Annotated in this window: 1 protein-coding gene; it reads left to right on the top strand. The window is 54.0% G+C overall.

All coding sequences use genetic code 11. The annotated features are described in order from the left end of the window. The coding region (locus VZP09_RS24975) for an IS6-like element IS26 family transposase (protein ID WP_328795537.1) at positions 1-647 on the top strand (647 nt) is incomplete at both ends.

Raw genomic sequence — 647 nt, 5'->3', positions numbered from 1 at the left:
ATTCTGTGGGCCGTACGCTGNTACTGCAAATACGGCATCAGTTACCGTGAGCTGCAGGAGATGCTNGCTGAACGCGGAGTGAATGTCGATCACTCCACGATTTACCGCTGGGTTCAGCGTTATGCGCCTGAAATGGAAAAACGGCTGCGCTGGTACTGGCGTAACCCTTCCGATCTTTGCCCGTGGCACATGGATGAAACCTACGTGAAGGTCAATGGCCGCTGGGCGTATCTGTACCGGGCCGTCGACAGCCGGGGCCNCACTGTCGATTTTTATCTCTCCTCCCGTCGTAACAGCAAAGCTGCATACCGGTTTCTGGGTAAAATCCTCAACAACGTGAAGAAGTGGCAGATCCCGCGATTCATCAACACGGATAAAGCGCCCGCCTATGGTCGCGCGCTTGCTCTGCTCAAACGCGAAGGCCGGTGCCCGTCTGACGTTGAACACCGACAGATTAAGTACCGGAACAACGTGATTGAATGCGATCATGGCAAACTGAAACGGATAATCGGCGCCACGCTGGGATTTAAATCCATGAAGACGGCTTACGCCACCATCAAAGGTATTGAGGTGATGCGTGCACTACGCAAAGGCCAGGCCTCAGCATTTTATTATGGTGATCCCCTGGGCGAAATGCGCCTGNTAAG

The sequence above is a fragment of the Klebsiella sp. EMBS2024 genome, from assembly GCF_036233805.1.
Taxonomy (GTDB): domain Bacteria; phylum Pseudomonadota; class Gammaproteobacteria; order Enterobacterales; family Enterobacteriaceae; genus Klebsiella; species Klebsiella pneumoniae.
This window is presented reverse-complemented; position numbering and strand designations above follow the sequence as displayed.